The following is a 26,326-nucleotide window of genomic DNA, read 5'->3' as shown; positions in this document are numbered from 1 at the left end:
GCACCCGGACTAATCGCAGTCCGGGTGCTTTTATGCATATATGAATGCGTACACTTCTCCCCATCACCGGAACTAATATACTCCCTGTGCAGGGAATATCCTCCGCCTGCCGTCTAACTCTTGTAAGCGTGTGACCATTATACGGGAGTTCTGCTGTGGATCTTGTTATAATGGGTTCGTATGAAGAGGGCTGAATATGTTCAGGCGACAAGAGCGTTCGGCAGTGAGGACAGGTGAAGTCATGCATACTGTAATCAAAAATAAATTGGAACGCTTCAAAATCGTACGGCTGCTGATATCCATCTACCGGATTAAGGCGGTGCGGGCGCTTTTTCCGCTGCTGATTATCGGGCTGGTCTATCTGGAGGGGCAGCATGAGCTGAAGCAGATTCACTTAGGCAAAATCATCCGTGATCTGAAATCCGTTCCCGTGCCCTCTATTATGCAGATGCTGGGGATATCGCTGCTGTCGGTGGCGGTTATGAGTACTTATGATTACTTGATCCGGCGGCATTTCCGCCTGCAGATCGGTCGGCTGCGGACCTTCCGTTATGCCTGGATTGCCAATACGTTCAATAATATGATCGGATTCGCCGGTCTGGCTGGTGCGGGCCTTAGAACGCTGCTCTATAAGCGGAGCAGTGTGCCCGCGTCCTTGCTCGCGCCGGCTATTGTGTTTTTGTCGCCACTGATGATTACGGGGCTGTCGCTGCTCGGGTGGGGGACGATTACCGGGCTTTTGCCGGCGGACCGGCTGCTGGAGGCGCATCGCTGGCTGGGTTTTGCAGTCTGGGGGATAGCGCTGTATCTGCCGTTCTTTGTACTCCTCCAGCGCTCTGCGCTCTTCGCCAAATGGGTCAACCGGGGTGAGGGGCGAACCGCCTGGTCTACTGTGGTTGCTTCTGTGGGAGCTTCCTTCCTGGAGTGGATATTCGCCGGGCTGACCTTCTGGTTCATTGCCAGTGAACTGCTCGGGAACGCCCCGTTCCTCACGGTCTTTAGTATATATGTAGTTGCCGCCATAGCGGGAATTCTAAGCATGGCCCCCGGCGGCATTGGCGCATTCGATCTGATTGCGCTGCTCGGGCTTACCCAGCTTGGCATCAAGAGTGACCATGCCATGGCAGTCCTGGTCATCTACAGATTATTTTATTACATTATCCCTTGGCTGCTCGGGCTGGTGCTGGCTGCGCTGGAGTTCGGGCTGCCGGGTACGAAGGGCGTTGAGCGCAGCGGCGATAGAGTGGATGCACCTCTGACGGTATGGCAGAAAATATGGGGCTGGCCCGGCCAATATACCTTCCTCAGCGATCTGGGTGTATGGGCACTCGGCAAGCTGGTCCTGGCCAGCGGTCTGCTTCTTCTGTTGTCCGCAGCTACGCCTGAGCTGCTCTACCGGCTGAAGGTGACAGAGGAGCTGTTGTCGCTGCCCGTGATGCAGATCTCGCACCATCTGTCCGTGCTGATCGGCTTTATGCTGATTCTGCTGTCGCGGGGGATCTCCCTGCGTGTCCGCAGGGCTTACGTCTGGACAAGCCTGCTGCTTTTTGGCGGGGCGGTCTTTGCATTTACGAAGGGGTTCGATTACGAGGAGGCCTTGTTCCTGCTGGTGGTGGCGCTGATTCTCTGGATCTCACGAAGCCGGTTCTACCGGATCAGCGTTCCTTTTAGCGCTAAAAGCACCTTATGGTGGCTGCTCCTGACTTCGGCTGTAGCCCTTAGCTATTACGGGCTGGCGAGTTATACCCATCACGGCTTCCTGAAGCATCTTCCGCCCGGCATCCAGCCGGAATGGCTGCGGCAGCACAGTAATGTGGCCGTTACGGCGGCCGGCGGACTGATCTTCTCCTGGCTGCTGCTGACGATGCTTGTAGCCCTCAGGCCGCAGCACAAGGCAGATACGCTTCTCGCGGATAAGGATATGGCGCGGCTGGAGCGCTTTCTCTCAGAAGGCTGGGGCAATGCCTTAAGCCACATGCTGTTCCTCGGCGACAAAAGCTTCTATTGGGCCCAGGGAGGCCGGGTGCTGTTCGCTTTCGCCAGAGTCCGGGACAAGCTGGTGGTGCTGGGTGACCCGCTGGGGCCGATGGATCTGCTTAACAATGGAATCAGTGAGTTCAGACAGGCTGCAGACTTATATGGCCTATCTGTAGTCTTCTATCAGGCGACCCCGGCGCATCTTCCGCTCTATCATGAGCAGGGCTACCGGTTCTTCAAGCTGGGGGAAGAGGCGCTGGTTCCGCTGGCGGACTTTGGCATTAGCGGTTCGCGGAACGCCAGCCTTCGTAATGTGAAGGGGCGGTTCGAGCGCGAGGGCTACCGTTTCGAGATCACAGAGGCACAGCATTCGAAGGAGCTGCTGCAGGAGCTCCATCTGTTGTCAGAGGAATGGCTGGCCGGGCGGATGGAAAAAGGCTATTCGCTGGGCTGGTTCAGCGAGCCGTACCTCCAGCTCGCACCGCTGGCGCTGCTGCGCGGACCAGAGGGCCATGTGCTGGCTTTTGCCTCCGTGGCTCCTGGCTATGACGGGCAGAAGAGCGTCTCGGTGGATCTGATGCGCCATCACAAGGATACCCCGAACGGCACTATGGACTACCTGTTCCTGTGCCTGCTGGAATGGGCGAAAGGCCGCGGATACAGAAGCTTTAACCTCGGGTCTGCCCCGCTGTCCAATGTCGGGGGACGCTTTGGAGCGCTGCGGGAGGAGAAGCTTGCCCGGCTGGTTTTTGAACGCGGCGGCCACTGGTACGGCTTCTCCGGTCTGCGCCGGTATAAGGAGAAGTTCAACCCGGTATGGGAGCCGCGGTATCTGGCCTATCCCGCTGCTGTTACACTCCCTCTGTTGACCCTGGATCTGGTGCGGCTGGTCTCCAGGCACCCGGAGGAGGGGAAGTGAGATGAATAGCCTGCTTGCGATTGGCGAATAAGCCTTGTAGTAGACGGATGGCCGGATACGGCGATAAAGAGTTGCGGAAAATATTTGATTTTCTGCAACTTTTTATATATTCGGGCGTCATAAACATGGAATCGAAAATCGCGTAACAGGAGGATTATTCTATGTTCAAGAAGGTATTGGTTATTTCTGCGTTGGCTATGGGCCTGCTGGTTTCCGTCGGTCCGGCGAATGCCAGTCCCAAAGAGCAGCCGGTCAATGAGCAGACCGATGTGGTATGGGTTAGCGGAAATACAGTGGCGCTTGTGGATCATGTGAATAATAAAGCAGATATCGTTGACTTACATACAAACACTTCGACTACGATATCAGAGGACTCCAGCCGTATCCTGGACTTACAGGTGATGAGCAGTCCCGCGAAAATTGTGCTGCTTAAACAAGGCAAGGGCACTAAAATTTCAAAATCCGTATTCTCCTCTAATGGACATCTCCTCAGCAAAACGGATATTTCGCTTAAAACGGCAGGAGATAAAGTGAAATGGGTAGCTCCAACCGGCAAAACTAATGAACGGATCATGGTCCAAGCGGGGAATACCTTCAGCCTCTATCAGTATCCCTGGGTGAAGCCGAATGTAACTTACAATGCCAAGTTCGATGACAAGGGATATGAGAATCTATCCGTAATGGATTGGGATTTTCAGGGATACCCGTATTTGGCGGTTAAGTATCAGGCACAGGGTGTTATGAGCACGGACTATCTGGTGAAGCTGGTTAATCTCTATTCAAGAAATGAGACGGTAATCAAGGACTTCAATACGGACTTTTCCATTCAATCCAGCGGGAACTTCTATACTGCCTTCACTTCGTACACCTATCAGCCCGTGCCGGGGAATGTCAGCCGCCCTTCAGCTGATGAGGCTCAGAAGGTATTCCGGTTAATTAGCAAAGCCACCGGCAAAGAAACAGGTTCTGTGAAACAAGTCTTTAAAGAGGAAGGCGACATCTCCGGTTGGGTTACGGAGGCCATTAACGGTCAGGTTTTTGTGGGAGATCTGCAGGGGCATTCATGGTCTCTATTCTCTCAGGGAGGTGCGGTGCTGGTGAAGAAACAGGAATGGCCGAAGAATGGCACCACCAAATTCCTGTATGCTAATGTGAAGTCGAAAACAGCGTATTTCCTGGATTATTCCTCCGGTGATATTTCGGTCATTGCGAGTACATTGAAGTAAATAAAGCTGTTGTAGGTGCATAAAATTGCCGCCCTCTCCGATTGTTGGAGGAGGCGGCTTGCTTTTGATTAGGAGTGAGCGCATGGTTGGGGGAGTAATTGGACGCATGCTGAATGAGTAAATGGTGTGCCAAGATTGTATGCGAAAAACCGAATACAATGGGCGGTGAGAGGGAAGGCGGGCCGAATGTATGCCAAAAACAGCATACAATGGGCTGGCATGCAGGCGCACGGGCCGAATGTATGCGAAAAACAGCATACAATGGGGTGGCGCGCAGGCGCACGGGCCGAATGTATGCCAAAAACAGCATACAATGAGGTGGTACGCAGGCACACGGGCTGAATGTATGCCAAAAACAGCATACAATGGGCTGACGCGAGGGTGCGAAGGCTGAATAAAGGCCAATGAAGCAAAAATCAGGGGCACTGTTGCCCCAGATTTCGCCGGATGCCCCACAGGTGGGCGGATAGGTAAGGTGGGTTTAACTATATTAGCTGCGAAGCACGTATAAGTTCTTGCATGATCCATTCGCTCATGATCCATCCACTATGGTAATTTTGTTCGCTGAATCGCTCCGCATCCGCTCAGCTAATCCGGGCTACCCACCACAATATAGCTGCGACCGCAAGGATACTTAGCGCTGCCAGTGTATCGCGCCTGCTCCAGCGGAGCTGATAGACGGGGGTCCGCTGCTTGGCGGGATCATAACCACGTGATTCTACGGCTGTCGCCAGCTCATCGCCCATGCCCAGGACAAGAATCAGCAGGGGCACGATGATTAGGGCGATCTGCCTCGGGGACCAGCGGGCCACCCCGCGTGCGCGTCTTCCGCGTGAGCCCAGCGCCAGCTGCAGCTGGGCCAGCTTGCCGAGAATCCACGGCACGAACTGCAGGGTCACAGATACGGCAAGCGACCAGTTACGGGTGCGGATGCCCAGGGTCCGCAGCGGAGCGATGCCCCATTCCAGCCCCTCGCGCAAGGGGGCGCCGGTGGTCGTCTCGGTGAACAGGAAGCCCAGGGCAATCAGCAGCAGGAAGCGCAGCACGCTGATTCCTCCGCGCATTAGTCCTGCGTAGCTGAAGCTGAGCGGCCCGAGTGCGAAGTCGGGAGAGCTCCAGCTAAGCCCGGACAGCAGCCAGAGGAACAGGAACATCAGCAGGAACGGGCGGAAGAAGCGGAACGCCCGGCGCCAGGAGATGTGAGCTGAAGCCGCGAGCCCGGCCAGTAGCCCGGTGGTGAGCAGCAGCGGAAGCAGAGTGTTCATCCCTAACAGGACCAGCGAGCCGAGAATCATCCCCAGCCATTTGGCCCGGGGGTCAAGGCCTTGCCAACCAGATCTGCGTGGAGGGTCCTGTTCGAGCTTTGGCCTGCCGGGCCTGATTATCGCCTGGGCGGTCTTCCTCCCGGTGAACTGATGGGAATTATCCCGGTGGCGGATGCCTTCTAAGCTGTATTGCACGCTCTGTTCGCTGGCATTGGTGTTCTGACTGCCGGGTATTGTGGCGCCGCTGCGGGCAACGATGCCAGAGCCTGCCGCCCAGTTGTCCGTCTGCGGCATAGGCAGCGGGTGCTTTTCCAGTGCGGTCAGCAGCTCCTCCAGACTATCCGGGACTGCTTCCAGCAGACCATGCTGCACCGCTCTGCGTCCCATAGAAGCATAGACGGGGGGGATGAGTCCGGCGTCTGCCAGCAGGCCGGGATCGGCAGTCAATGCCGGAGCAGGACCGTCATAATGGATAGCACCCTGCTTCATCACGATGACCTTGTCAGCAACTGGAAGGAAGCTGTCCAGATCGTGGGTGCCGATGATCAAGGTCAGTCCGCTGCTACGCAGCTCCTCCACCATTTCGAGCAGTGCCTGTGCCGCCTGCGGGTCCAGCCCTGCGGTCGGCTCATCCAGAATCAGGAGCCCGGGCTGTACGGCCAGGGCTCCCGCAATACTTACGCGCCGTTTCTCGCCTCCGCTGAGCAGAAAGGGGGATCGCCCGGCGAATTCATCGTAAGCCAGCCCGGTCTTCGCCAGGGCGCTGGAAATGATCTCCGTCCGCTTCTCCTTAGACACCCCGCGCTCTATCAGGCCGTATTCGATATCCTTATGTACCGTACCCGCGAAGAGCTGGGTCTCTGGCTGCTGGAATACCATGGATACCAGTTCGGCGGTCGTGTTGTCCGTCTTCTTCCCGTCACCGTCACCGTAATGTATCTGCCCGGAGGAGGGCTGGGCAAGACCCGCGAGCAGACGGAGCAGGGTAGACTTACCGCTCCCGTTCACTCCGCAGAGGACAGTCAGCGAACCTGTAGGGATATCCAGAGATATCTTTTGAACGGCTGGCCTGCCACCAACATAGCAGAAGGTGAGCTGATCCGCATGAATTCTCATAGCAGCTCCTCCAGATCCTGCCCGGTCAGCGGCAGCAGATGAAGCGGCCAGCCCTGCTTCAGCAGCAGCTTCCCGACCCGGACAGCCGGAGAAGGAAGCCAGCCGAGGGTCTCCGGCAGCTCCGAGGTGTAGAACAGGCTGCGCGGGCCGCCGTCATAGAGCAATTTCCCCTCGCCGAGCACCGCAATGCGCGGGCTTGCGGCCAGTTCCTCCATCCGCTGGGTGACCCAGAGGATGGTAGTGCCCGTCTGCCATAGCCCCTGAGCCAGCTCCATAATATCCGATCTCCCCTCAGGGTCCAGCATCGAGGTGGCCTCATCGAAGATAATCATTTCAGCTTCCAGTGCCAGGCAGCAGCCTACCGCCAGGCGCTGGCGCTCTCCGCCGGACAGCGTGGATACCTCTGCTTCTGCTTTATGGCTTAGCCCTACCTGCTGCAGGATCTCATGGATTCGTGCAATCATCCGCTCCCGTTCCAGTCCCCGGTTCTCCAGCCCGAAGGCGATATCCTCGAACGGAGTGGAGCCGACCGTCTGTGCTTCGGGATTCTGAAATACGAGCTGCACACGTTGCTTTACAGCCGTCCGGTTCTCCGGCAGACGCAGATCGAGTCCGGCCACGGACAGACTGCCGCTGGAGGGGGTGTTCAGTCCGTTGAAGGTGCGGATCAGCGAGGTTTTGCCGCAGCCGTTTGCCCCTGTGAGCGCTACCCATTCCCCAGGCTCTATATGAATGTTAATCCCTTGCAGTACCATACGGCGATGCTGCCCCTCCCGCACGGACAAGCTTACATTATGTGCCCTGATCATCTTCATGCCTGCTTTCCGTCCAGCTCTAGTCAACAATTGCTCCCCATTATAACAAAGATTTTAGGATTGATGTATCTGGAGGGGGGATGTTATAGTGATCCCAAGTGGAAACGGCTTTGCCGGCCTTTTAAAGGACGGTATCGTTTCGGCGGGAAATAGAAGGATAATTTGTAGCGTGAAACATATAAATTATATTTTTAAAAAAGGGGGAGCCTCCCGGTCATGAAGAAATGGACAACCCGCGGCCTGATATTCAGTGCCTTATTCGCCGCTGTCATGATAGCTCTGAGTTATTTGAAAATCTCGCTGCCCTTCTCCACGGTACCGATTACTATGCAGACCCTTGCGGTAATGCTGGCTGGTTCTATCCTTGGGGCCCGATACGGGGCACTTGCTGTACTAATCGTAATCGGACTCGCTGCTGCCGGATTCCAGGTGATGGGCGGAAGCGGAGGATTAGCGGTCCTGGTTGGACCTACCGCCGGATATATCTTCTCCTGGCCGTTCGTGGCCTGGCTGATCGGCTTCTTCGCCGAACGCATTAAGCAGGACAAATACACCTTTGTGAAGCTGTTGGCAGCTAACTTTATCTTCGGGGCACTGTTAGTTTATCCGGGCGGTGTGGGATGGCTTGCCTATTCTACAGGCATGGATTCACTCGGCAAGGCACTGACGGCTGGTATGTGGCCGTTTCTTCCGGGCGACCTGCTCAAAGCAGTCCTGTGTTCGGCTGTAGTAACAGCGGTATGGAAGGTATATCCGATCGAACGTATTCTGAACCATGACACAGGCGTCTGGGCTGACGGGGACAACACAACCACAAGCCGCTAACCACAAGCTGTTCACTAATAAATACAAATGCTAACTGCAAGCTATGTCTTGCCCAGCATAAATAGGCGAATTCATAGCCCCTGCGGCGTGGATTCGTCTACTTTGCGTTATTCACAATAGGAATTCTGTGGGGTTCATCGGATGTTGTGCATTCTGTGGATAAAATGTGGATAACATCGGGGATAAATCCCCTTAATGGTGCTGGAAGTGGGCCGAATGAGTACCAGATTAGCAAATGAGTAACTTGTTATGGTTTGTGGAGAGTAATATATTTCTTTTGTGGATAATTTGTGGAAAAAATGCCGTCCCCCTAACAACAGGGACGGCATTTTTCATCTTTATAAGCTCACTCCTCCGCGCAGGCGTCGGCCGGCTTCGGCTCGGGCAGTGCCCAGACGGAGACGCTGCCGCCGTTCACCGGGAATACGGCCCAGCCGTCTTCGCCGATGGTGACGGACTCCCCGCGGTTATGGGTGAAGTCCTCCCATACCTCTCCGCTGCGCGCTTCACCCACGAACATCCGCTTCTCTCCGTTGTCTCCGTTGGAGATGACTACAGCGCAGCCGGAGCCTTCGATCTCCTGAACGCCGCGCCGGACCCAGCCGATGGTGTTCGGATGGTCGAAGTAATCGTCCTGCTCCCCGTACGCCTTGGTGTAGCGGGCGCAGAGCAGAGGATCGATGGCGTCCTTCTTGCCTTCCATCGGGGCAGGGCCGCCGATGCCGTAATAATCCCCGTAGAAGACCACGGGATATCCGTCGCGGCGCAGCAGAATCAGGGCATAGGCACTTTGCTTGAACCAGTCACCTACCCAGGATTCCAGCGCTTCATGAGGCTGGGAATCATGATTGTCGACGAAGGTGACTGCATTCGCGGGATGTGTCTGGACCAGCGTATCATCGAAGATATGCGTCAGGTCGAAGTCCCGGCCTGCCAGTGCGGCGGAGTACAGCTTGTAATGAAGAGAGACATCGAACAGATCGATCTGGTAATCGACAGTGTTCAGGAATTCGCGGCAGGCCTCCAGATTGGAGTTCCAGAATTCACCGACGATGTAGAAGTCCTCGCCGCGTTTCTTTTTCATCTCCATGGCGAATTCCTTGATGAACTCGTGGTTGATATGCTTGATCGCATCCAGCCGGTATCCGCTGCATTGCAGCGTATCGACCAGCCATTTGCCCCAGTTCAGCATTTCCTGCTTCACATCTGCATTGAGGTAATCGATGTTGGCGAACATCAGGTAGTCGTAGTTGCCGAATTCGGTATCCACATTCTCATTCCAGCCTTTATTCGTGCCGTCAATCCGGAAGACGCCGCTGCGGCCTTCCTTGGCATCGAAATCGGTTCCGTTGAAGTGGGTATGATTCCACTTGAAGCTGGAGTATTCATCCCCGCGCCCCGGGAAATCGAATTTGGTCCAGCCTTCAATCTCGAACGGCTCGGAGATATCCTTGGTGCGGTCGTTCGGGTCCACCTCAATGACCTCAAAGACCTCCGTCTCATCCGCTCCGGCTTTATGGTTCATGACCAGATCCACGTAGACTGCAATGCCGTTCTTCAGGCACTCGGCAATTGCGTCGATTAACTCCTGCTTGGTTCCGTACTTCGTGCGCACACCGCCCTTTTGATCGAATTCACCAAGGTCGTAGAGATCGTAGACCCCATAGCCGGTATCTTCGGGGGAGACGGCTTTGGTAACAGGGGGGACCCACACCGCATCCATTCCCGCCGCCTTTAGTTCCGGGGCCATCTGGGCAAGACGCTTCCAGTGTTGTCCATCCGCCGCGACATGCCATTCAAAAAACTGCATCATAGTATGATTTCTCTTCATATAGGTAGGCCTCCTTTACATGTGTAAGACGACTCAGACGGTTGTCTGATCTGGAGCTTCTGGTAATGCTGGCACTTCAGCAAGGAGTAGAAGAGATATATGTAGACCTCTGTACATCAGGTGAACAAGTCCAGCTGGCGCGGGGCCAGTCCGCCGTCGATCCCGAGCAGCGATTGCAGCTCTAGGGCATTAGGAGTGGCATCCCCGGCAGAATTATTATTAAATACCACGTAAATATTCTTACAGGTCTGTTCAAGCTCCAGCAGCCGGTCCCTCCACTGCGTCAGTTCCTCGGTGCTGTAGCAGTACAGATAGCGAAGCTTGCGCCAGTCCGGGTGGCTGCTCTGATTCCAGCCTGCAGTGTTGCGCCCGTGCAGCCGCACGTAGGTGAGATCCGGCCGGGTGGCGACAGGGACAATCGGGATGGAGCCGGAACCTGCCTGCGGCTCGTCGGCTATCGTGTGAATCCAGCCTTCCTGCTCCAGGAACCGGAGGGTCCGCTCACGCATCTCAGGGCTGTACCAGGAATCATTACGGAATTCGATGGCAGCGGGCACATCCAGCATCCGCTCTTTCGCCTCACGCAGGAAATCCACGTTGTCTTTGGTGCAGTCGAACCAGGGCGGGAATTGAAACAGGGCCATCGCCAGCTTCCCCGCTGAACGGACAGGGGCGATAGAGGTATGGAAGGCCCGGTACATCTCCTCCGGCTATCGTAGTAATTCTTTTTCCCCCGCAGATGTCCGGTCATTCCCTGATAAGCCTTCACAATGAATTGGAATGCCTCCGGCGTCTGATGCACCCACTTCTCGTAATTTCGGACCGGCTGAACCGCATAGAAGGAGCTGTCAATCTCCACAATGGGAAAATGGGCGCTGTAAGCGGGCAGGCGGTCGGCGGGTTTGATTTTGCCGTACAGCTCCTCATGGTCCCCGAAGCCGGTCAGCCCAATCTTGATCATAGTCCCTTCCCCCTCGCAACTATGGAATGAAGACCGAACGGATCGGCTAACTCTTATTAAACTGAAAACCCGCCTATGCAAACAACAGGAGAACAGGAATGACGGAAATCAGTGTAGAGACAGGAAGGAACTGGAGGAAAAGGGGCTATGGAAGCTGGTATCACCAAAAGAGCAGGCGGTTATACCCGGCGGGTGCCATTTATTCTTTCTACTTGATATGCGCAGGGGAAGCGTGAGGTGCCGCGCGGGGCAGGAAAAGAGGGGTTGCCTCCATCACATGGGCTTGAAGCGGGTGATGGAGGAGACGCCATACAGATGAACGCTATTGCGGCCGTTCCGCTTGGAGGAGTAGAGGGCATGGTCTGCTTCTGAGAGCAGCTCCTCCAGTGAGATCGAACGGCCGAGGGCTTCGGTCACGCCGAAGCTGGCTGTGATTTTAATTGTTCCTGTGAAGGTGGAGAAGGTGCTGTGCTCGATGTCCCTGCGGATGCGCTCAGAGATCAGGGCCGCTTCCTTCAAGGGGGCTCCCGGCAGGCTTAAGACGAATTCCTCACCTCCATACCGTCCGAAGACATCGCCCTCCCGGACATGCTGACGGCATACGCTTACTACATGCTGCAAGGCCATATCCCCGTGATGGTGCCCGTAGCGGTCGTTAATGCTCTTGAAGAAATCGATATCCAGCAGGATGACCGAAAAGGGGGCGGCGGAGCCGGCAGCTTCCTTCAGCCGTTGCCGGCTCAGCTCCATGAAGTGGGTCCGGTTGTAGATACCGGTCAGGCTGTCGATGGTGGCGAGCTGCAGCAGCTTTTCCTGGAGCAGGGTGCGTTCGGTAACATCGATCAGCATGATCATCCGCCCGGCAAGATGGCCGTCATGCTTCTGCACGGGGGAGGAACGGACCTGATAATAGCGGACTTCTCCGCCGGAATGCCATACCAGCTCCTGCTCTTCGCTGATCTGAGGATTGGAATTCATTACATAATCGAACGCCTCCTTGCCGGCAGGCAGGAAGAGCTGGGCCAGCGGGCGGCCGATGGCTGCGGCATCCAGATCCTCAAGCATCTCGGCAGCGGCCCGGTTATAGTCCACCAGCTTGTCGGAGAGGTCCGTGACCAGTACGCCGTCGCGCATGCTCTCGAACAGATTCTCGCGGGCAATCGGTGCGGCGGTCAGCATCCCTCTGGACAGAATGGCCCATATATACAGGGACGAGGTTACGCTCATCACTACAGGAACAGGGTCTGTTCCATACGGAGTCAGGTCCATCAGATAGAGGAAGGCCCCCAGCGCAGGCAGGAATTGTCCGACAAAAATAATCAGCATCTGCCGCAGATAAGCCCGCCGCATCCGCCCCCAGCGCCAGAGGATCAGGCACATCCCGGCCAGCATACAGCCGAAGGTCAGACTGCCCTGCACGATATACCAGGGTCCCATCACGATATCCACCAGCGGTGTAGGCGCGTCTCCCCGGAAGTAGATAGACTTATAGAACAGGTGATGGGAGTCGTTGGTCCACACAAGCACCGTGGAGATCACGGGGACGGAGTAGAGGAGGACCAGCAGTTTTTTGGAGACCAGCTTCTCTAAGCCCACGAAATGCATGATCATCAGCAGACTGGAGGGTGCGATGTACGGCATCCCGAGATACTCCAGCTTGATCCAGAACTTAATCTGTTCCATCGAGTTCCCTGAGAGTTCAAGCGCGAAGGCGAATGTGTATACCGCCGAGGCGGCGGAGCTGACGATGAATGCGCGCAGACCCGAGAAGTCAGTCTTCCTGTAAAAAGCAAACAGGGCGAGCAAGGCATTCAGCACACCGGAGATCGAAACGATAATAATGTAGTTGGAAATCATAGATGCCATGGGGAGCGCCTCCATGGGTTGTGATGAGCATAGGACATTGGGAATAGTCTCCTGGACACAAAATGAAATGTAAGTAAATGTGATTACTATTTTTATCGGCAATCTGTTCTATTATTTACACTGTAAGCGGCCCCTTAGACAAAGTGACGGAATTTCACTGTCTCAATGTTACGCTTTGTCTAATGTGGGATTCACGGGCAGCGTGTAACATGTTAATTAATCGTACATGAGTACAGAAAAAATACTGAAATTGCGAATTATATGTTATGTTAATTAACATTAAATAGATTCAGGGATGGAGGGGGACTGGAGATGTCACTAGTAGCAGCAAAAATTCCTGAAATACAGCTGGAGCATGTCGAAATGCGTTACCAGACGGAGACGGCAGACGTGCTGGCCCTGCATCAGGTAAGTCTTGATATTGCCAAGGGGGAGTTCGTCTCCCTGCTGGGTCCCTCCGGGTGCGGAAAGACTACGCTGCTGAGGCTGATGGCAGATCTTATCACACCAACGGCAGGAAATATTATGGTGGCAGGCAAAAGCGCCAAGGAGGCCCGGTTGGCCCAGAAATACGGTATTGTGTTCCAGAGTCCGGTGCTCTATGACTGGCGGAAGGTCAAGCATAATATTACGCTGCCGCTGGAACTGCTCGGCGTCAAGAAATCCGTTCGTGAGGACAAAGCGCTGGAGCTGCTTGATCTCGTAGGCTTGCAGGGGTTCGCCGACAAGTATCCCTGGCAGCTCAGCGGGGGGATGCAGCAGCGCGTAGCCATTGCCCGGGCGCTCTCCATGGAGCCGGAAATTCTGCTCATGGATGAACCGTTCTCGGCGCTGGATGAATTCACGCGCGAGCGGCTGAATGAAGAGCTGCTCTCTGTCTGGAGCAAGGTGCAGAGCACGATTGTGTTCGTTACCCATAGCATTCCTGAATCGATCTTCCTGTCGGACCGGGTGTTCGTCCTGTCTCCGCATCCGGGCAGACTCTCGGCGGTTGTCGATATTCCGCTGCCCCGTCCGCGTACAGCAGATATGAGGAACAGTCCGGAGTTCTTCGAGCTGATTGCCCGTATCCGCGACAGCTTCGAAGGGGTGTAGCTATGAAGCTGAACCGTGCGTTAATGCGGGGGCGTACACTGCCGCTGCTTGTCTGGATCTGCGGTCTGCTGGTGCTGTGGGAGGCAGTCTCCTGGTGGCTGCTGCATGTGGCGAAGACTCCGCTGGCCCAGTCCAAGCTGCCTTATGTTCATGAAGTGGCGCTCACCCTGTGGCAGTACAGCGGCACCCTTCTCCGGGAAGGGGGAGCCACCTTCGGCAATGCCGGGGTGGGCTTCCTGATCGGAGCGCTCTCCGGAGTGCTGCTGGCCGTGCTGATGAGCCTCTCCCGGACGGTAGAGCAGCTTGCCTTCCCGTATGCCGTTGCTTCGCAGATGATTCCCATTCTGGGGCTGGCGCCGATCATATACGGTATTGTGCGGGATGAGCAGATGTCGAGGATCATCATCTCGGGCTATATCACCTTCTTCCCGGTGGCGCTGAATATGCTGCGCGGTCTGCGGAGTGTGGACCCCTCTGCCCTGGAGCTGATGCACTCTTATGCCGCTAAGCCGTGGGCTGTATATTGGAAGCTGCGCTTCCCGGCAGCGCTGCCGGGACTGTTCAGCGGGCTGGAGATTGCAGCGCCGCTGGCTGTAACCGGCGCAATTCTGGTCGAGCTGATGGGTGCACAGCGCGGGATCGGGGTTATTATGCTCCGCAATCTCTATTATGGGCCCTCCCATACTTACATGTTCTGGTCCACGGTACTGGTTGGTGCTCTGCTGGGTATGGCCAGCTATTGGCTGATGAGTCTGGTGGAACGTCTGGTGGCCCCCTGGCAGCCGGAATTCCGTCCCCAAGGAGGCAGCCGCTAATGGACAGCAATACGGTTCACGAATTCGCATCCTCTAACAACGTTATTAAGACGGATATAGAGCAAGGCAGAGATCCATGGAAATTCCTGAAATGGCTGAACCCCGGGTTCGTGCTGCCCCTGCTTGCCGGAGCTTTGTTCCTGCTGCTGTGGGAGCTCCAGATCTTTCACCGCATCTTCGATCTGAAGAAATATCAGCTGCCGCTCCCCTCCGCCATCGCTGAAGCGATGCGGGATAATCTCAGTCTGCTGCTCTCTTACACCGGGTATACCCTCACTGAAGCTGTTCTTGGTATGCTGATCGGCTCCGGCTGCGGCTTCCTGATTGCCTTGGCTGCTACGGCCTGGCCCCGCTGGGGCGGCGGCAGCCTCACGATGGTAGCTGCACTCAATGCAGTTCCCATAGTGGCGCTCGCCCCTATCATGAACCTCTGGTTCGGAGACGGCATCGGCTCGCGGGCGGCGATTGTGACCGCGGTCACGATGGCGGCTATGGCGATCAATGCCTACAAGGGCATGGCGGCTGTGGACCCGCTGGCGCTGGACCTGATGCATTCCTATGCGGCAGGCAAGCGGGCGGTATTCCGCCATCTGCGGATTCAGAACAGTCTGCCTCATGTATTCACTGCCTTGAAGATCAACGCAACAGCGAGCATGATCGGGGCAATTGTCGGGGAGTTCTTCTTCTCCTCGCGGGGGCTCGGGTATCTGCTCTCGAATTCCATCAAGGTGGCGAAGATGCCGCTGGGCTGGGCCTGCATCGTGCTTGCTGCGGTTGCCGGAGTAATCTTTTACCTGGTCGTGGAGCGGCTGGAAAAGGTATTTATCAAGTGGCACCCTTCCCGGCGGGCGTAGCGTGAATTCCCGCAGTATCCGCTGCGCCTGTAATCGCAATGCCTGTAATCGCAACATCCGCAACCCTGGAACTGTTACATCCGGTTTGTACGCTGGCAGGAGATAAAGAAGCTGCCAGGCACAAGCTGTATGCATATAGCAATAAGAGCGCAATCATGCTGTGTCAGGCTGTCTTACAAAAAAACTTGAGTGGTAGGGGGAGTTGCTATGATGAAGGGTAAACAGGGCAAAACTCGTGGCGGGTTATGGCTTGCGGCGGTTCTAATGCTGATCTCGCTGCTTGCAGGCTGTGGCGGTAACAACAACGCCGGTCCCTCCGGTGCAGAAGCGACTGCGGGGAATGCGGCGTCAGCTTCGCCGGAAGCTGCGGCGACCACAGAACCGGCGGCTGAGCCGGTCACTGTGAAGCTGCAGCTCAAATGGGTGCCGCAGGCCCAGTTCGCCGGGTACTTCCTGGCGCAGGACAAAGGGTATTATGCGGCAGAGGGCCTGAAGGTCGAGATTCTGCCGGGCGGGCCGGATATCGTGCCTGAGCAGCAGGTGGCCGGCGGTTCGGCCGATATCGGGGTGGACTGGGTGGCGAGTCTGCTGACCAGCCAGGAGCAGGAGATGCCGCTGGTGCAGATCGCCCAGATTTTCCAGAAGAGCGGGCTGGTGCTGGTATCCAAGAAGGAAGCGGGCATCACTACACCGGCTGAGCTGAAGGGCAAGAAGGTGGGTAACTGGATGGGCGGCAATGAGTTTGAGCTTCTGGCGCTGTTTGATAAATACAAGCTGGATTCAGGCAAGGATCTGAACTTCACCAAGCAGGGCTTCACGATGGACCAGTTCCTCGGCGGTGAGCTGGATGCGGCCTCGGCCATGACCTACAACGAATATCAGGTGGTGCTGGAGTCAGGCATCAAGGCAGAGGACCTCAGTGTTATCGACATGAATGACGAAGGGGTGGCGATGCTCGAAGACAATCTGTTCGCCAATAAGGAATGGCTGGAGGGCAACAAGGAGACGGCGGCCAAGTTCGTCCGCGCTTCTCTGAAGGGCTGGGCGGATGCGATTGCTGATCCCGAAGCGGCTGTGGACAGTGTGATGAAGCTTGCCGAAGCGGGCAGCACGACCCGGGAGCATCAGCTGACGATGATGACGGAGGTTGCCAAGCTAATCCAGCCGGAGGGCTTCGATGCTTCCAAGCTGGGCTATACGGATGCTGCTGCCTTCCAGCAGACCGCCGATATCGCGCTGAAATTCGGAGTCATTAAGACGGCTTCCAAGGTGGAGGAGGCCTACACGAACGAGATTGTAGAGATGGCTGCGAAATAACAGGTAACAGAATTCCTTCATAGCTGAAGCAGATGGCCGCCTGGTAAGGCGGTCATCTCTTCTAGGGTAGCGGACGAACACAGGGAAAGAGGTGCAGTCGATGACACTGCTCACGGGGCAGGCCGGTAAAGTGATGAACTATGTGAACGGAGCTTGGGTGGAGTCTTCATCCGGGCGGCAGGAGGAAGTGTTCAACCCGGCGACAGGTGAGGTGATTGCCTATGTGCCGATCTCCAGCCGGGAGGAGCTGGATGCAGCCGTGCGGGCAGCTTCCAGAGCCTATTCCGAGTGGAAAAGAGTCGCTGTGCCGCGCCGTGCCCGCTATTTCTTCCAGTACCAGCAGCTGCTGGTGCAGCACAGCAAGGAGCTGGCCGAGCTAATTACGCTGGAGAACGGCAAAAGCCTGGAGGAAGCGCTGGGCGAGGTGCAGCGCGGCATCGAATGCGTGGAATTCGCCGCCGGCGCTCCCACGCTGATGATGGGCAGCCAGCTGCCGGATATCGCGACAGGCGTAGAGTCCGGCATGTTCCGTTATCCCCTGGGAGTTGTGGGCGGCATCGCCCCGTTCAACTTCCCGATGATGGTGCCCTGCTGGATGTTCCCGCTGGCGGTAGCCTGCGGTAATACCTTTGTGCTGAAGCCCTCCGAGCGGACCCCGCTGCTGGTGAACCGGCTGGCGGAGCTGTTCGCAGAAGCGGGCTTCCCGCCGGGGGTGCTGAATGTGGTACACGGGGCGCATGAGGTGGTGGACGGCCTGCTTGCAAATGAGGAGGTGAAGGCGGTCTCCTTCGTCGGCTCGCAGCCGGTGGCGGAATATGTCTATAAGCAGGGGACCGCACGCGGCAAGCGGGTGCAGGCGCTTGCCGGCGCGAAGAATCATTCGATCGTGCTGAAGGATGCCGATCTGGACCATGCGGTGAAGAATATTCTATCCGCAGCCTTCGGCTCTGCAGGCGAACGGTGCATGGCCTGCGCTGTAGTGGTGGTGCAGGAGGATATTGCCGATGAGCTGGTGAGCCGGATCGTTGCGGCCGCGGACGGGCTGAAGATTGGGAACGGCAAGGAGGAGGGGGTGTTCCTGGGCCCGGTCATCCGGCAGGCGAACAAAGACCGGATGATCGATTACATTGAAGCTGGGCTTGCCGAGGAGGCGGTGCTGGTGAGGGATGGCCGTAAGGATGCTGCGGCCGCGGGCAGCGGGTATTTCCTGGGCCCGACGATCTTCGATCATGTGCGGCCGGGCATGAAGATCTGGCGTGATGAGATTTTTGCGCCGCTGCTGTCAGTGGTGCGTGTGAAGGATCTGGCGGAGGCGATAGCGGTCACTAATGAGTCTCCCTTTGCCAACGGAGCGTGTATCTATACGGACAGCGCCAGGGCGGTCCGCGAATTCCGCGAGGAGATTGATGCGGGGATGCTGGGCGTCAATCTGGGCGTGCCGGCACCGATGGCATTCTTCCCTTTCTCAGGATACAAGAAATCATTCTATGGAGATCTGCATGCGAACGGGCGTGACGGTGTGGAGTTCTACACCCGCAAGAAAATGATTACCGCGCGTTACTAAAAGAAGGAAACCCGAGGGAGGAGAGTGTGCCGTGCAGAGTCTGGGTAAAGAAAGCGAGCTGGCGGTTAAGAAGGACCAGCGGTATTTGTGGCATAATATGACCCCTTACAGTGAGCAGCATCCGCCAATGATTGCAGCATCCGCAAGCGGATCATGGGTTACCGATACTGACGGCAACAAATTCCTGGACGGCATGTCCGGCCTGTGGTGTGTGAATGTGGGGTACGGGCGCAAGGAGCTGGCGGAGGCGGCGTATAACCAACTGCTGAGCCTGCCGTATTTCCCGCTGACGCAGAGCCATATGCCGGCCATCGCGCTGGCTGAGAAGCTGAATGAATGGCTGGAGGATGAGTATGTCATCTTCTTCTCCAACAGCGGGTCGGAAGCGAACGAAGCAGCCTTCAAAATCGCCCGCCAGTACCAGCAGCAGACCGGCCAGCCTGACCGCCATAAATTCATTGCCCGCTACCGGGGCTATCACGGAAGCTCGCTTGGCGCCCTGGCGGCGACCGGGCAGGCGCAGCGCAAGTACAAGTACGAGCCGCTGAGTGGGGGGTTCCTGCATGTGGCGCCGCCGGACAGCTACCGCCGTCCGGCCGGCATGACCGAAGAGGCGTTCAACCTCCAGTGTGCGCAGGCGATTGAGGATATGATCGTCTGGGAAGGTGTAGCCTCTGTAGCGGCGGTGATTATGGAGCCGGTCATTACCGGCGGGGGCGTGATCGTCCCGCATCAGGTCTATATGGACCGGGTGCAGGAGATCTGCCGTACCCATGGCGTATTGCTGATTATCGACGAGGTGATCTGCGGCTTCGGGCGGTCCGGCCGCAAGTTCGGTCACCACAATTTCGGAATCAAGCCCGATATTGTCACGATGGCGAAGGGGCTGACGAGCGGCTATCTGCCGTTATCCGCTACCGCTGTGCGCAAGGAGATCTATGAGGCTTTCAAGGATAACAGTGATGACTACGGGCACTTCCGTCATGTGAACACCTTCGGCGGTAATCCGGCTGCCTGTGCACTGGCCCTGCGCAACCTGGAGATTCTGGAGCAGGAGCAGCTTGTGGAGCGCGCCGGAATTCTGGGACGTATGCTGGCGGACGGGTTCGCCGGGCTGCTTGGGCATAAGCTGGTTGGCGATATCCGCAGCTTCGGGCTGGTCGTTGGGATTGAGCTGGTGGCGGATAAATCCACCAAACAGCCCGCCGAGCTAAGCATCGTCAAGGGGATTATAGCCGACTGCAAAGCCAAAGGGCTGATCATCGGCAAGAACGGCGATACGGTGGCTGGCTTCAATAATGTACTCACCTTCGCTCCGCCGTTATCCTCGACGGATGAAGATGTGCAGTTCATCATCGATACCTTCACAGCTGTGCTGAACGGGAGCTGGGCAGTGTGAATTTCTCCGGGTACAGGAACTGGTAGGCGCGCAGAGCGACCTGAATGGAGATCCGGTTCTCCGGGAGCATGAAGTCCTCGCCGAGCAGCTCGGTGATTTTGTCCAGCCGGTAGTAGAGGGATTGCCGGACGATGAAGAGGCTGCGGGCGGCGATCTGCTTCGACCCGTCATGATCCAGGTAGACGCGCAGCGTCAGCAGCAGCTCGCTGCCTTTTGCCTCATCGTGGTCAATCAGCGGGCCGATATAGCTGCGGATGAAATTCTCCAGCGTCTTGCCGTCGTTCAGGCTCAGCAGCAGCTGGAAGACGCCTAACTCCTCATACATGAGGACCGGCTTCTGGTAACAGGAATAGAGGGACAGCGCTTGTACGGCTTCCTGGTAACCGGCATGAGCATGCTTCAGGCCCCGGTGGGACTTGCTGACTCCGATGACGAGCTGCAGGTCCTTCAGCTTCTCATCCGCGCGGATATGCTGCAGGGAATCAAGCGCCTGCTGCAGGCGCAGCTTGCCGGGCAGCTTGGACTGGATATCCAGCGCAATGACGGTCAGCCGGTTGTTCTTCAGGGTGATCAGCGGCCGGAGGGAGTGCTTCTCGAAGATGGAGCGCAGGATGAGCGAGAGATGGAAGGTGATGGATTCCCAGTCATTCTCCGAGCTGTTCCATTTGACATCCCGGGGATTCTCGATCTCAATCAGGCAGACCCGGTAGGGCAGCTCATTGACCAGGTTGAAGTCCGGGCCGACCAGCCCCTTGAGCCGATTGTCGTCCTGAGTGCGTCCCCCTACCAGCTCATCCACCCACAGATTCTCCGAGAACAGCTTCCGTTCCTCCATGTACCGCGTGCGCAGCAGCTCCTGTGCGATGGATAAGGAGGCTGAATCGAGCAGCAGGCAGTCGAATTCCTGCGGCTTGTGATTACAGACCATCAGGATATAGGCCCAGGTCTGGTCCAAGGCTCCTACGGGCTTCACGGCGATGGTCTTGTGGCCGTATTCCCGGATATAGGGGGCGGCCTCCGGCGCTGCTCCCTCCATCTCTTCGCTGAAGGTCTCGAAGAAGCCAAGCAGCGGACGCTGCTCCTCGGGCGCAAGGGCCGGGAAGAAGAGCGGTTTGCCTTGCAGCTGCATATAGAGAATCTGTGTGCGGGTGCTTTTACATAACAATTGCAGGACCTTAAGGGTTCCCTGGGAGGTTAGGGTCAGCCGGTGGAATTCGCGGGAGATACTCTCCAGCTCTTGCAGCATCCGGTGGTGGCGGTTGATGATGAGGGAATGCAGATCGAGTGTAATGTCGACGAACCGTACAGTGCGGGTGAATTGGATCAGCGGAAAATCATGCAGGTTCGAAAGAGCGATCATCTCCTGCGGAATGGCACTGAAGTAGGCTCCCAGCTCGATGCATAGGCAGGCGGCGTTCTTATCAATCAGATTCTGCATGAAAGACAGGGCGGCGTCCAGATCCGTGCTTGCGCTCATTCCGGTGGTCAGAATCATCTCTTCCCCATGAATCAGACTCTCCAGGCTCGCACTCTCCAGCACATGCACCCAGCGGATAGCCCGGTTCAGGCCGTTTCTTCCCCCGATCAGCTCAGCTTCAGCGAACAGCGGCCGCTTCAGCGCGTCGCGGATCGTAAATACAAGTTCCCAGTCCATAAGCTTCCCCCTCATTCACTTCGTTCTCAGGCTATTCTCACACGTAAAAAATAGACATTTGAAATTAGACAATCTGTCTAATGTAACGAAAAAACGGATTGACTATAGTTTAAATATAATATGTCAGGAAACTTAACTTAAATCAGAGTGTGATTAGCGAATTTATTGGCTTGAAGTTTATTTTACTACAATAATTCTTACAAGTATGCAAAACATTAAGGCAATCATCGTAATAATGTTATATTATATAACATAAATCGAAGCAAGAGTGGAAGCTACTCTGGCCAGAAGGAGGGGTACCCGATGGAGCAATCTTCACCGTTTACCACATTGACACCTGAGCTGTTCATGCGTAATTTTGCCGAGGCAGAGCCGGGGCTTACCCGCAAGGGGGCGATCGAGGAATCCAACCGCTGTCTGTACTGTTATGATGCGCCGTGTATCAAGGCCTGTCCGACCAGCATCAATATCCCTTCCTTCATTAAAAGAATCGCGACGGACAATCTCAGAGGATCGGCGCAGACCATCATGGATGCCAATCCGGTCGGCGCAAGCTGCGCACGGGTATGTCCTACGGAGGAGTTGTGCGAGGGAGCCTGTGTGTTAAACGGTACTTCTGCGCCGATTGAGATTGGCCTGCTGCAGCGGTACGCTACGGATTGGGCGATCCGCAGCGGGCTCCAGCTTTTCCGGGCGGGTGAGCCTAACGGCAAGAAAGTAGCGGTGATCGGCGGCGGACCGGCAGGTCTGTCGGCGGCCAGAGAGCTGGCACGCGAAGGCTTCCAGGTAGTGATCTATGAGGCGAAGCCGCTGGCCGGTGGCCTGGATACCCACGGGATTGTCTCCTTCCGGCTGCCGCAGGACATCTCGCTCTGGGAAGTGGAGCAGGTGGAGAGGCTGGGCGTAGAGATCCGCACAGGAATGAAGGTGGGAGTGGATATTTCCATAGAAGAGCTTAAGGCCGGATATGATGCGATTGTGCTGGCGGCCGGAATGGGTTATGTGCCTCCGCTGGGGATTGAAGGCGAGAAGCTGTCCGGTGTCTATGATGCGATCGAGCTGGTGGAGACCACAAAGACCGGGATTCCTGCCCTGGAGCTGATGGGACGGCGTGTTGCTGTCATTGGTGCAGGCAATACGGCCATTGATGCGGCCACCTGCTCGGTGCGGCTCGGCGCGGCGAACGTGAAGATGATCTACCGCCGGACGCGCGGGGAGATGACGGCTTATGATTTTGAATATGAATTCGCCAAGCAGGAGGGTGTGGAGTTCAACTGGCTGACCCTGCCGAAGCGGATTGTCGGTGATGGAGAGGGGAATGTTGCGGCACTGGAATGTGTGCGGATGGAGCTGACCGGTGAGGCCGGGCCGGATGGACGCCCCTCTCCCGTACCGGTGGCGGGCTCGGAATTCCTGCTCCCGGTGGATGCCGTAGTGGTGGCTATCGGCCAGAAACGGCGGATTGGCCTCATTGAGGCGCTGGGGCTTAAGCATAAGCGGGGCGTAGTGGAGATTGATCCCGCGACCGGCCGTACCTCTGATCCGCAGATTTATGCGGCCGGCGATATTGTTTTTGGCGCAGGGACGGGGGAGGCCATGGTGGTCTCTGCCGCGCAGCAGGGCAAGGATGCTGCCTATGCGATTGTGAAGCAGTGGTCAGGCCGTCAGGATGGCGTAATCGGCTCTGCCGTATAACACGGATTTCATAGAAGGGGGAGGGAATGGCAATGGCAGATCTCAGCATTGATTTTGCAGGCATCAAGTCACCGAATCCGTTCTGGCTGGCCTCTGCGCCGCCTACCAATACAGGCTATCAGGTGCAGCGCGCGTTCGAGGCAGGCTGGGGAGGCGCGGTGTGGAAGACGCTCGGGGAGCCGGTCATCAACACCTCGGCCCGGTTTGCCGCCGTTCATTTTGGCGGACAGCGTGTAGCGGGCTTCAATAACATTGAGCTGATTACCGACCGTCCGCTGGAGGTTAACCTGAAGGAAATCTATGAAACGAAGCGGAGATTCCCGCACCATACGATCATTGCTTCCCTGATGGTGGAGCCGAAGCGGGAGAAGTGGCATGAGATTGTGAAGCGCGTGGAGGCCATCGGCGTAGACGGGCTGGAGCTGAACTTCGGCTGTCCGCACGGCATGGCTGAACGCGGAATGGGCGCGGCTTCGGGCCAGCAGCCTGATCTGGTGCAGGCGCAGACCGCCTGGGTCAAGGAGGTGGCGACTACACCAGTCATTGTGAAGCTGACGCCGAACATCACCGACATTACCGTGGTGGCCCGGCATGCCGTCAAGGGCGGAGCGGATGCAATCAGCCTGATCAATACAATCAACAGTCTGGCCGGGGTGGACATCCACAGCTGGAATACGATTCCGAATGTCGGCGGCCAGGGGGCGCACGGCGGTTATTGCGGCCCTGCCGTTAAGCCGATTGCCCTTAGCATGGTGGCGGAATGTGCCCGGGACCGTGAAGTCGGCGTGCCGATCTCCGGCATCGGCGGCATCTCCACCTGGCAGGATGTCGTCGAATTCATGCTGATGGGCTCAACCGGGATTCAGGTCTGCACAGCGGTTATGCATCATGGCTTCAGGATTGTGGAGGAGATGATCGACGGTCTGAACCATTACCTGGACGAGAAGGGGCTGGCTTCGGTAACCGAGCTGATTGGCAAGTCGGTGCCCAAATATTCCAACTGGGGCGATCTTGATCTTAATTATCAAGTCGTTGCGCGGATCAACGAGGAGAACTGCATCAACTGCAATAAATGCCATATTGCCTGTGAAGACGCCTCTCACCAATGCATCGATATGCTGACGAATGCGGAGGGCAAGGCGATTCTGCAAGTGCGCGAGGAGGATTGTGTAGGCTGCAATCTGTGTTCGATTGTCTGCCCGGCAGACGGAGCCATTGATATGATAGCACTGGAGGGCGGAGCGGCCCCGATGAGCTGGAATCAGCGCAGCCGGATCATCAGCGGGGTCAACGGTGCTTATTCGGAAGCGGAGGTGGGTTAAGATGAAGAAGATCATCAAGCACGGAATTATCGTTACAGCAGCAGATACGTATACGGGGGATGTCCTGATTGAGGACGGAATCATCAGCGGCATCGGCCTGAATCTGGAAGCGCCGGGAGCGGAGATCATTGATGCTTCCGGCTGTTATCTCTTTCCGGGAGGGATTGATCCCCATACCCATCTGGATATGCCCTTCGGCGGTACGGTTACCGCCGATGACTTCGAGACCGGCACGATTGCCGCTGCTTACGGCGGAACCACTACGGTGATTGATTTCTGCCTGACCACGAAGGGGCAGCCGCTCCAGCAGGCCGTAGATACCTGGCATCGCAAATCACAGGATAAAGCGGTCATCGACTACAGCTTCCACCTGATGGTGTCAGAGCTGAATGACAAGGTGCTCAGCGAGCTGCCGCAGATTATCGAGCAGGAGGGCATCACCTCGCTGAAGGTGTTCATGGCTTACAAGAACACCTTCCAGGCCGACGACGGAGTTCTGTATAAGACGCTTCAGGCGGCGAAGCGCGAAGGGGCGCTGGTCATGGTGCATGCCGAGAACGGTGATGTCATCGAATATCTGGTGGACCAGGCGCTGGCCGCAGGCAATACCGATCCGATCTATCATGCGCTGACCCGTCCCCCTGAGCTGGAGGGCGAGGCGACTGGCCGGGCGGCGTATTTGACCGGGCTGACGGATTCACAGCTCTATGTGGTGCATGTCACCTGCGCCGAGGCGGCCTGGAAGATTGCAGAGGCCCGCAAGAAAGGGCTGCGTGTCTACGGCGAGACCTGTCCGCAGTATCTGGTGCTCGATCAGTCGGCGCTGGCGAAGCCGGACTTCGAAGGCGCTAAGTATGTCTGGTCTCCTCCGCTGCGCGAGCAGTGGAATCAGGATGTACTCTGGGATGCCCTCTGGAGCGGGACGCTGCAGACCATTGGCTCTGACCAGTGCTCGTTCAACTTCAAAGGGCAGAAGGAGCTGGGGCGGGGGGACTTCTCAAAGATCCCGAATGGTGGACCCACCATCGAAGACCGGTTCAGTGTCCTCTACTCCGAAGGGGTGCAGAAGGGCCGCATCACGCTGAACAAATTCGTAGATATCATCGCCACCTCAAGCGCCAAGCTGTTCGGCCTCTTCCCGCAGAAGGGCACGATTGCTGTGGGCAGCGATGCTGATATTGTGATCTTCGACCCGGCAGCGGAGCGGACACTGTCGGCAGAGACCCATCATATGAATGTGGACTACAATGCGTTCGAGGGGCTTACGGTCAAGGGCGAGCCGGTCTCTGTGCTGAGCAGGGGCGAGTTTGTCATCAAGGACAAGGTATTCGTCGGTGCCGCAGGACAGGGTAAATACCTGCACCGCAAGCGCTTCGAGGCCGAGGCTCCCCATCCGGCCCAGACTGAAATCAGCGGAGGAGTGGTCTGAGATGTCAGCATTTGCAGAGTTCGACCGGGAACGGCAGGAAATCGACAATCTCATCGGGCTGGGCTATACCATTGCCGGGATCTATGAGGATCTGGACGGTGCCAGGGTTACCTTCATCCGCAGTGAACCGGCCGGCGGACCGGTGGAGCTGCTGCTGCTCACAGCGGACGCGCGCAAGCATGTGACGACCCTGCTTGTTGGCCGAACCCGACAGACTGCGGCTGAGATTCATAGGTGAACCCGCATTACAGTTATTAATCCCCCTTATATTCCTGACGAAGGATCGACATGATGGTCAGCGATTCAAATCCACCCTCCGTGTATACATTCGCGGAGGGTGCCTTCCTTTTTGAAACCGGACGCTTCATAAGCACAAGAATT

At 56.7% G+C, this 26,326-nt stretch carries 18 protein-coding genes and 1 pseudogene; 13 read left to right on the top strand and 6 right to left on the bottom strand.

Translation table 11 applies throughout. The features are described 5' to 3' along the window. Positions 1–241 precede the first annotated feature (241 nt). Together mprF and NSS83_RS17630 are read left to right on the top strand one after the other, a co-directional pair. Entirely contained in the window at positions 242–2,896 is a 2,655-nt protein-coding gene (gene mprF / locus NSS83_RS17635; RefSeq protein ID WP_341185185.1) for a bifunctional lysylphosphatidylglycerol flippase/synthetase MprF, read from the top strand. Between the two features lie 161 nt (positions 2,897–3,057). Continuing rightward, positions 3,058–4,122, top strand: coding sequence for a hypothetical protein (locus NSS83_RS17630; protein WP_341346154.1), 1,065 nt, complete (start codon positions 3,058–3,060; stop codon positions 4,120–4,122). A gap of 584 nt (positions 4,123–4,706) precedes the next feature. On the opposite strand, the gene NSS83_RS17625 is transcribed toward NSS83_RS17630, so the two are convergent. Further along, complete coding sequence (locus NSS83_RS17625) at positions 4,707–6,503, bottom strand: ATP-binding cassette domain-containing protein (protein ID WP_341346153.1); 1,797 nt, start codon at positions 6,501–6,503, stop codon at positions 4,707–4,709. Next, on the bottom strand, positions 6,500–7,312 hold the full coding sequence (locus tag NSS83_RS17620) for an ATP-binding cassette domain-containing protein (protein ID WP_341346152.1): 813 nt from the start codon (positions 7,310–7,312) through the stop codon (positions 6,500–6,502). Before NSS83_RS17620 ends, NSS83_RS17625 begins: the two co-directional genes overlap by 4 nt. A gap of 222 nt (positions 7,313–7,534) precedes the next feature. On the opposite strand from NSS83_RS17620, the gene NSS83_RS17615 reads away from it, so the two are divergent. Then, the gene (locus tag NSS83_RS17615; protein ID WP_341183508.1) at positions 7,535–8,143 is read left to right on the top strand and encodes a biotin transporter BioY; all 609 of its coding nucleotides are present in this window, start codon (positions 7,535–7,537) and stop codon (positions 8,141–8,143) included. 346 nt (positions 8,144–8,489) lie between these two features. Here the strand turns inward: NSS83_RS17615 and NSS83_RS17610 are convergent, their stop codons facing one another. The 3 genes and pseudogenes from NSS83_RS17610 to NSS83_RS17600 form a co-directional block, all read right to left on the bottom strand. Continuing rightward, positions 8,490–9,974, bottom strand: a complete 1,485-nt coding sequence (locus NSS83_RS17610; protein ID WP_341183509.1) for an alpha-amylase — start codon at positions 9,972–9,974, stop codon at positions 8,490–8,492. Between the two features lie 116 nt (positions 9,975–10,090). Next, a pseudogene (locus NSS83_RS17605) lies at positions 10,091–10,935 on the bottom strand (DUF72 domain-containing protein). A 273-nt stretch (positions 10,936–11,208) separates the two neighbouring features. Then, positions 11,209–12,801 (bottom strand): histidine kinase N-terminal 7TM domain-containing protein, encoded by a 1,593-nt coding sequence (locus NSS83_RS17600; protein ID WP_341346151.1) that lies wholly within the window; start codon positions 12,799–12,801, stop codon positions 11,209–11,211. A gap of 312 nt (positions 12,802–13,113) precedes the next feature. Between NSS83_RS17600 and NSS83_RS17595 the strand changes: the two genes are divergently transcribed. The 6 genes from NSS83_RS17595 (at position 13,114) to NSS83_RS17570 (ending at position 19,845) form a co-directional block, all read left to right on the top strand. Beyond that, the gene (locus NSS83_RS17595; RefSeq protein WP_341183512.1) at positions 13,114–13,896 is read left to right on the top strand and encodes an ABC transporter ATP-binding protein; all 783 of its coding nucleotides are present in this window, start codon (positions 13,114–13,116) and stop codon (positions 13,894–13,896) included. Positions 13,897–13,898: 2 nt separating this feature from the next. Next, positions 13,899–14,711, top strand: a complete 813-nt coding sequence (locus tag NSS83_RS17590; protein ID WP_341346150.1) for an ABC transporter permease — start codon at positions 13,899–13,901, stop codon at positions 14,709–14,711. Continuing rightward, a complete protein-coding gene (locus NSS83_RS17585; protein WP_341183514.1) occupies positions 14,711–15,565 on the top strand; it encodes an ABC transporter permease in 855 nt (284 codons plus the stop codon). Before NSS83_RS17590 ends, NSS83_RS17585 begins: the two co-directional genes overlap by 1 nt. A 207-nt stretch (positions 15,566–15,772) precedes the next feature. Beyond that, complete coding sequence (locus tag NSS83_RS17580; protein WP_341183515.1) at positions 15,773–16,882, top strand: ABC transporter substrate-binding protein; 1,110 nt, start codon at positions 15,773–15,775, stop codon at positions 16,880–16,882. A 100-nt stretch (positions 16,883–16,982) separates the two neighbouring features. Further along, complete coding sequence (locus tag NSS83_RS17575) at positions 16,983–18,446, top strand: CoA-acylating methylmalonate-semialdehyde dehydrogenase (protein ID WP_341183516.1); 1,464 nt, start codon at positions 16,983–16,985, stop codon at positions 18,444–18,446. A gap of 31 nt (positions 18,447–18,477) precedes the next feature. Continuing rightward, positions 18,478–19,845, top strand: a complete 1,368-nt coding sequence (locus NSS83_RS17570) for an aspartate aminotransferase family protein (protein ID WP_341346149.1) — start codon at positions 18,478–18,480, stop codon at positions 19,843–19,845. Here NSS83_RS17570 and NSS83_RS17565 read toward each other — a convergent pair. Next, positions 19,811–21,499, bottom strand: coding sequence for a PucR family transcriptional regulator ligand-binding domain-containing protein (locus NSS83_RS17565; RefSeq protein ID WP_341346148.1), 1,689 nt, complete (start codon positions 21,497–21,499; stop codon positions 19,811–19,813). The genes NSS83_RS17570 and NSS83_RS17565 overlap by 35 nt on opposite strands. 303 nt (positions 21,500–21,802) lie before the next feature. On the opposite strand from NSS83_RS17565, the gene NSS83_RS17560 reads away from it, so the two are divergent. Genes NSS83_RS17560 through NSS83_RS17545 form a run of 4 tightly spaced genes read left to right on the top strand, consistent with a single transcriptional unit; the run spans position 21,803 to position 26,183 of the window. Then, a complete protein-coding gene (locus NSS83_RS17560) occupies positions 21,803–23,194 on the top strand; it encodes an NAD(P)-dependent oxidoreductase (RefSeq protein ID WP_341346147.1) in 1,392 nt (463 codons plus the stop codon). Between the two features lie 32 nt (positions 23,195–23,226). Then, entirely contained in the window at positions 23,227–24,516 is a 1,290-nt protein-coding gene (gene preA, locus NSS83_RS17555) for an NAD-dependent dihydropyrimidine dehydrogenase subunit PreA (protein ID WP_341346146.1), read from the top strand. 1 nt (position 24,517) lies between these two features. After that, entirely contained in the window at positions 24,518–25,945 is a 1,428-nt protein-coding gene (gene hydA / locus NSS83_RS17550) for a dihydropyrimidinase (protein ID WP_341346145.1), read from the top strand. A 1-nt stretch (position 25,946) separates the two neighbouring features. Continuing rightward, the gene (locus tag NSS83_RS17545) at positions 25,947–26,183 is read left to right on the top strand and encodes a hypothetical protein (protein ID WP_340751121.1); all 237 of its coding nucleotides are present in this window, start codon (positions 25,947–25,949) and stop codon (positions 26,181–26,183) included. Positions 26,184–26,326: the final 143 nt, after the last annotated feature.

The sequence above is a fragment of the Paenibacillus sp. FSL H3-0469 genome (assembly GCF_038051945.1).
Taxonomy (GTDB): Bacteria; Bacillota; Bacilli; order Paenibacillales; family Paenibacillaceae; genus Paenibacillus_AQ.
This window is presented reverse-complemented; position numbering and strand designations above follow the sequence as displayed.

Bases quoted from the DNA above. Each gene is read 5' to 3' on its own strand.
- mprF (WP_341185185.1), top strand. From the start codon at position 242: ATGCATACTGTAATCAAAAATAAATTGGAACGCTTCAAAATCGTACGG.
- NSS83_RS17630 (WP_341346154.1), top strand. From the start codon at position 3,058: ATGTTCAAGAAGGTATTGGTTATTTCTGCGTTGGCTATGGGCCTGCTG.
- NSS83_RS17625 (WP_341346153.1), bottom strand. From the start codon at position 6,503: ATGAGAATTCATGCGGATCAGCTCACCTTCTGCTATGTTGGTGGCAGG.
- NSS83_RS17620 (WP_341346152.1), bottom strand. From the start codon at position 7,312: ATGATCAGGGCACATAATGTAAGCTTGTCCGTGCGGGAGGGGCAGCAT.
- NSS83_RS17615 (WP_341183508.1), top strand. From the start codon at position 7,535: ATGAAGAAATGGACAACCCGCGGCCTGATATTCAGTGCCTTATTCGCC.
- NSS83_RS17610 (WP_341183509.1), bottom strand. From the start codon at position 9,974: ATGAAGAGAAATCATACTATGATGCAGTTTTTTGAATGGCATGTCGCG.
- NSS83_RS17600 (WP_341346151.1), bottom strand. From the start codon at position 12,801: ATGGCATCTATGATTTCCAACTACATTATTATCGTTTCGATCTCCGGT.
- NSS83_RS17595 (WP_341183512.1), top strand. From the start codon at position 13,114: ATGTCACTAGTAGCAGCAAAAATTCCTGAAATACAGCTGGAGCATGTC.
- NSS83_RS17590 (WP_341346150.1), top strand. From the start codon at position 13,899: ATGAAGCTGAACCGTGCGTTAATGCGGGGGCGTACACTGCCGCTGCTT.
- NSS83_RS17585 (WP_341183514.1), top strand. From the start codon at position 14,711: ATGGACAGCAATACGGTTCACGAATTCGCATCCTCTAACAACGTTATT.
- NSS83_RS17580 (WP_341183515.1), top strand. From the start codon at position 15,773: ATGATGAAGGGTAAACAGGGCAAAACTCGTGGCGGGTTATGGCTTGCG.
- NSS83_RS17575 (WP_341183516.1), top strand. From the start codon at position 16,983: ATGACACTGCTCACGGGGCAGGCCGGTAAAGTGATGAACTATGTGAAC.
- NSS83_RS17565 (WP_341346148.1), bottom strand. From the start codon at position 21,499: ATGGACTGGGAACTTGTATTTACGATCCGCGACGCGCTGAAGCGGCCG.
- NSS83_RS17560 (WP_341346147.1), top strand. From the start codon at position 21,803: ATGGAGCAATCTTCACCGTTTACCACATTGACACCTGAGCTGTTCATG.
- preA (WP_341346146.1), top strand. From the start codon at position 23,227: ATGGCAGATCTCAGCATTGATTTTGCAGGCATCAAGTCACCGAATCCG.
- hydA (WP_341346145.1), top strand. From the start codon at position 24,518: ATGAAGAAGATCATCAAGCACGGAATTATCGTTACAGCAGCAGATACG.
- NSS83_RS17545 (WP_340751121.1), top strand. From the start codon at position 25,947: ATGTCAGCATTTGCAGAGTTCGACCGGGAACGGCAGGAAATCGACAAT.